The organism is Pseudomonas sp. (assembly GCF_049590575.1).
In the GTDB taxonomy this organism is placed as follows: Bacteria; Pseudomonadota; Gammaproteobacteria; order Pseudomonadales; family Pseudomonadaceae; genus Aquipseudomonas.
This window is the reverse complement of record NZ_JBAWDE010000263.1, coordinates 1-4,865: the sequence shown is the minus strand read 5'-3', so window position 1 is coordinate 4,865 and position 4,865 is coordinate 1. Positions and strand designations below refer to the sequence as shown.

Annotated in this window: 5 protein-coding genes and 1 pseudogene; 1 reads left to right on the top strand and 5 read right to left on the bottom strand. The window is 62.0% G+C overall.

The window, feature by feature from the left end; all coding sequences use genetic code 11:
* The first annotated feature begins 95 nt into the window (after nt 1–95).
* Nucleotides 96–1,985, top strand: a complete 1,890-nt coding sequence (locus tag WBR57_RS18150) for a TonB-dependent receptor domain-containing protein (protein ID WP_424085265.1) — start codon at nt 96–98, stop codon at nt 1,983–1,985.
* 18 nt (nt 1,986–2,003) lie between these two features.
* On the opposite strand, the gene WBR57_RS18145 is transcribed toward WBR57_RS18150, so the two are convergent.
* The 5 genes and pseudogenes from WBR57_RS18145 to WBR57_RS18125 form a co-directional block, all read right to left on the bottom strand.
* A complete protein-coding gene (locus WBR57_RS18145; protein ID WP_424085263.1) occupies nt 2,004–2,336 on the bottom strand; it encodes a hypothetical protein in 333 nt (110 codons plus the stop codon).
* Between the two features lie 126 nt (nt 2,337–2,462).
* A complete protein-coding gene (locus WBR57_RS18140; protein ID WP_424085261.1) occupies nt 2,463–3,263 on the bottom strand; it encodes a cobalamin-binding protein in 801 nt (266 codons plus the stop codon).
* A complete protein-coding gene (locus WBR57_RS18135; protein ID WP_424085259.1) occupies nt 3,260–3,679 on the bottom strand; it encodes an MFS transporter in 420 nt (139 codons plus the stop codon). The genes WBR57_RS18140 and WBR57_RS18135 overlap by 4 nt, the downstream gene beginning before the upstream one ends.
* A complete protein-coding gene (gene ribA, locus WBR57_RS18130; RefSeq protein ID WP_424085257.1) occupies nt 3,676–4,293 on the bottom strand; it encodes a GTP cyclohydrolase II in 618 nt (205 codons plus the stop codon). Before ribA ends, WBR57_RS18135 begins: the two co-directional genes overlap by 4 nt.
* A gap of 143 nt (nt 4,294–4,436) precedes the next feature.
* Nucleotides 4,437–4,865, bottom strand: a pseudogene (locus tag WBR57_RS18125) (thiamine-phosphate kinase); the annotation flags it as partial.

The following is a 4,865-nucleotide window of genomic DNA, read 5'->3' as shown; positions in this document are numbered from 1 at the left end:
GATCAGCAGCATTGACTGTGACTGACACACCGCCTTCGCGAGCAAGCCCGCTCCCACATTGGTTTTGAGTCATTTTTGAACGCTATGGACAGTCCATGAAACGCCTGTACGTTGCCCTGCTGCTGCTAGCCTCCTCGGACCTGCTTGCTGACACCCGCGACGACGCCCTGAAACTCCCCAACGTGGTCATCAGCGCCAACCGCCAGGTCCAGGCGCGCAATGACAGCAGCGCCGCCAACACGGTGTTCACCCGTGACGACATCGACCGCCTGCAACCCACCAGCCTTACCGACCTGCTCAGCCGCGTGCCTGGCGTGCAAATTGCGCCCACGGGTGGCCGTGGCAGCTTGCCGGGTATTTATATTCGCGGCACCAAATCTGCGCAAAGCCTGGTGCTGGTGGATGGCCAGCGCATCGCCAACACTACGTCCGGCGACAGCGGCCTGCAGTACCTCAACGTCGACCAGATTGAACGGGTGGAAGTGCTGCGCGGCTCACGCTCAGTGATTTATGGCAGCGACGCGATTGGCGGGGTGATCCAGGTGTTTACTCGGCGCAACGCCGAGCAGGGCCTGCAACCGCGCTTGAAGCTCGGGTTTGGCAGTAACCAGACCTGGGAGCGCAGCCTAGGCCTCTCGGGCGGCGATGCGCACACACGTTTCAACCTGGGCGCGAGCCTGGACGAAACCGCGGGCATCAACTCGACGCACGCGTCGTTCCCCAGCGATGGCGACCATGATGCCTATCGCAACAGGTCCCTCAGCCTGAACTTCAGCCACGCCTTCAGCGATGAGCTGGAAGCGGGTTTCAACCTGTTGGATAACCGTGGCAAGTCGGAGTACGACAACAGCTTCGGCCGCTACGACGCCACCAGCGGGCAAAGTGTTGGGCAAAAACCCTACACCGACTACACCGTGAGCAGCGCCAGCGGGTATGTCGACGCCACCCTCAATGAGCGTTGGCAGTCGCGCCTGGAGCTCGGTCACAGCGAGAACCGCGATACCAAGCGCGACACCCTGAGTGACGATTTCAGCGTGTTCAACACCTACCGCGATTCGGTCAACTGGCAGAACGACCTGACGCTCAACGACCAGAACAGTCTGATCCTCGGCGGCGACTGGTACGAAGACCGTTTCCATGGTTCCACCACCTTTACCGAAAACACCCGCTGGAACCGCGCCGCCTTTGTGCAGCATCGTTTTCACAGCGAGTGGTTTTCCACGGAACTGGGCCTGCGCCGTGACCAGAACCAGCAATTCGGCGGGCAGAACAGTTGGAGCGGCACGCTGACCTTGCCGGTCAACCCCGACAACGACCTGCTGCTGAGCTACAGCGAAGGCTTCCGTGCACCGACCTTCAACGACCTGTATTACCCGGACACGCAGTACAGCAACCCCGACCTGCAGCCGGAAACGTCCAAGAGCTACGAGTTGCAATGGCGCAGCCAGCTCAGCGACAGCACGCGTCTGGAAGCTTCGCTGTACCGCACGGAGTTGAGCGATGCGATCATCCTCGACCGCACCAGCAAGCCGCAAAATGTGGCGTCGGCGCGCATCGACGGCTTTGAAGCGGCGCTCAAGCAGACGTGGTTCGGCTGGCAGGGCAACCTGGGCGTGGCGGTCATCGACCCGCGCGACCGCGATACCGGGCACACCCTGGCCCGCCGCGCGCGACGCACGCTGAGCCTGGACCTGGATCGGCAATTCGATAGGCTGGGGTTGGGCGCCAGCTGGCAGGCCATCAGCAGCAGCTACGACGACGAAGACAACCGCAATCGCCTGGGTGGGTATGCGCTGCTCGGGCTGCGCAGCAGTTGGGCGGTCAATCGTGAAGTGAGTGTTTCGCTGAAGGTCGACAACCTGCTCGACCGCCAGTACGCCCGCGCCCGCTATAGCTACAACGCTGCCGACTTCTCCAACAACCAGGACTACCGCGAAGAGGGCCGCGCCTGGATGCTGGGGCTGACGTGGACGCCGCAGCTGTAGCGGCGTTGCTCGATACAGTTACTTCACATATCCAGATTTGATGGCGTCGGCACACGTTGTCCACCCGTATGCGCTGAGCGTGTCGACATCGGTAAAGCCGACGTAAAAGTCTTTTTTCTTACCGTTTTTTTCCATCTCATACTCAAAGCATTGGGCGCCGTTGTTACGAATGGGCGTGATCAGCTTGGGTTTCTGGATCGCCAGAAAATCCTGCTTTTTAGCTGTGCGACCTTCGGCGGCCTTGACGGCGATGGGGTGGTCGCCAAAGTTCATCAACGTTGTGTAGCCTTCCACGAGGCTGCAACCGCTCAGCAAAAGGGCAAGAGGAATACCGATGATCAAACGGCGCATGGCCAGCTCCTGTATTGGGACAATCGCCATGCAGCGTGCATCGCGCACAGCAGAGTAACCCTCTGCCCCAGGGGCTACTCGACGGATAAATCTTAATAACAGGTAGGAGAGTACGTCGCGCTCAACCTAGCGCTGCGGCGCAATCACCTGGCACAGTCTCGCCACCGCCTCGACCATCTGGCCGCTGGGCCGCTCCAGGCCTTTGTCGGGCACGACCAGCAAGTGCCCCTGCGCCACGGCGGCGATCTGGGGCCAGGCTTTCCAGGCTTCAAGTTGAGCCCGGTCACCCGCCAGGATCACCTCGGGATTGCGCTGCAACACCGACTCGACGCCGACCTGCGGCGCAGGCAGCTTCAGGTCGTCGAACACATTGCGTGCGCCGCACACGCTTAATGCATCGCTGATGATCTGCCCACCGCCGACGGTGTACAGCGGCGCGTCCCACACCTGGTAAAACACCCGCAACGGCTCGGCACGCTGGTAGCGTTGGCGCAGTTCGACCAAGCGTTGGCGCAACTGCGCAGCCAATGCTCGACCGGCATCGACGCGGCCCAGTTGCTCGGCAATCGCCTGGACTTGAGTAGCGAGTTGTTCAAGGCTATGGGGTTCGGCGACGTATACCGGAATATTCAAACGCTGCAATTGCGCGCGTTGGGCCGGGCCGACGCTGCCGGGCCAGAGCAAGATAAGGTCTGGGTTGAGGCTGAGCAGGCGTTCTATGTCGAGCTGGCCGTAACGCCCGACCGATGCAACCTTGGCCAAGGCCGCTGGCCGCTCACCGCCATCGAGCACGCCTACCAGCATGTCGGCGGCGCCCAGTTCAACCACGATTTCAGACAGCGACGGCGCCAGGCTGACGACACGCTCGGCCGCCAGGGCCTGGGCGCTGAATGCCAGCAACAGCAGCGCCAGCCAGCGACGGCTCATCCCAGTTGACGGGGAATGCGGTAGAGGTAGAACAGCACAGTGGTCGACAGCGCCAGCAAGAACAACGGCACCGCTTCCAGGCCGACAAACACCGCCAGTGCGCCAATCCAGGCCGGTGCGGCCGCCACCAGCAAGGCCGTGCGCCGACGCGCCGCCAGGGTGATCCAGGCAGCCGGTTCCTCAGGGGTGTCGAGGGCTTTGGAGGTGGCGATCAGCGCGTGTTTATAGCCGTTGAAGTAGCGCAGGCTCAGAAACATCGAAGCCACGCCAGCGATAAAGAACGGCATGGCCAGCACCGGCAGCAAGGACTCGGCCTTGCCAAACACCAGGTTGATCACGAACAGCGGCAACAATGCCAGGGCCAGGTACTGCCACCAATTGAAGGACAGTCGTCGCTTTACCTGGCCACGGGTCACGCGCGGTCGACCTCGCCCTGATGCTCGTTGCCCATCATGTGGTCGAGCTTGCTGGCCTTGGTCGCCAGGTAGAGCTTGTTATGCGGGTTGTGACCGGTGTGCAGCGGCACGCGCTCGGCCACGTTGATGCCCATCTCGGTCAAGGCTCTGACCTTGCGCGGGTTGTTGGTCATCAAACGCAGGGATTTCACCCCCAAGTGCTCGAGCATCGGCAGGCAGATCGCGTAGTCACGCTGGTCGGCGGCGAAACCCAGGCGCTCATTGGCCTCGACGGTATCGGCACCGCCATCTTGCAGCTCATAAGCACGGATCTTGTTCAACAGGCCAATGCCACGGCCTTCCTGGCGCAAATACAGCAGCACACCACGCCCTTCACGGGCGATGGCTCGCATGGCGGCCTCCAGTTGCGAACCGCAGTCGCAACGCTGGCTGAACAGCGCATCGCCTGTCAGGCATTCGGAGTGCACGCGCCCCAGTACCGGTGCGCCATCAGCGATATCACCCAGGCTGAGCACAACGTGCTCGCGGCCTGTGGTTTCTTCGAGAAAGCCGCTCATGGTGAATGTGGCAAAAGGGGTAGGCAGCTTGGAAGCAGCGACGAAAACGACGGGCACCGTGTGCTCCTGATCTCAGTTTTTACAAAGGCGGCCATTGTAACAGTACGTTCCTACAGACGCTTAAGCTGAATTATCGCTGATAAAGATCAATCGGTTCGATTGGCCTTCATCCTGGTTCTATGCAAGGTCGGGGCGCTTATTCAGGGTGTATCGCGAAAATGTTGATAGCCGCGCAAGACCGGGGTGATGTCCTGCCCCTTGGCATCAAGCAGCGTCACGCCCAGCCCCGCCTCGACCCGGCCGATGACATGGATCGGCCAGCCGCCGGCCAGCAAGGGCGCAAGCTCCACTGGCGGCAGGGTGAACGCCAGCACGTAGTCGTCGCCGCCGCTCAGGGCCGCCACCCGCGCGGCCTCATCCCCGACAAACGCCAGTAGCGCCGCTGACAGTGGTAACCGCGCGCGTTCGATCAACAGGCTGACAGCCGAGGCCTTGGCGATATGCCCGCAATCAGCCAGCAGCCCATCGGAGATGTCCATGGCGGACGTCGCTTTGCCGCGCAGCGCCAGGCCCAGGGCCAACTGCGGCTGCGGTGACCAGTAATGCGCCAGCAGCGGCCCGGCGATGGC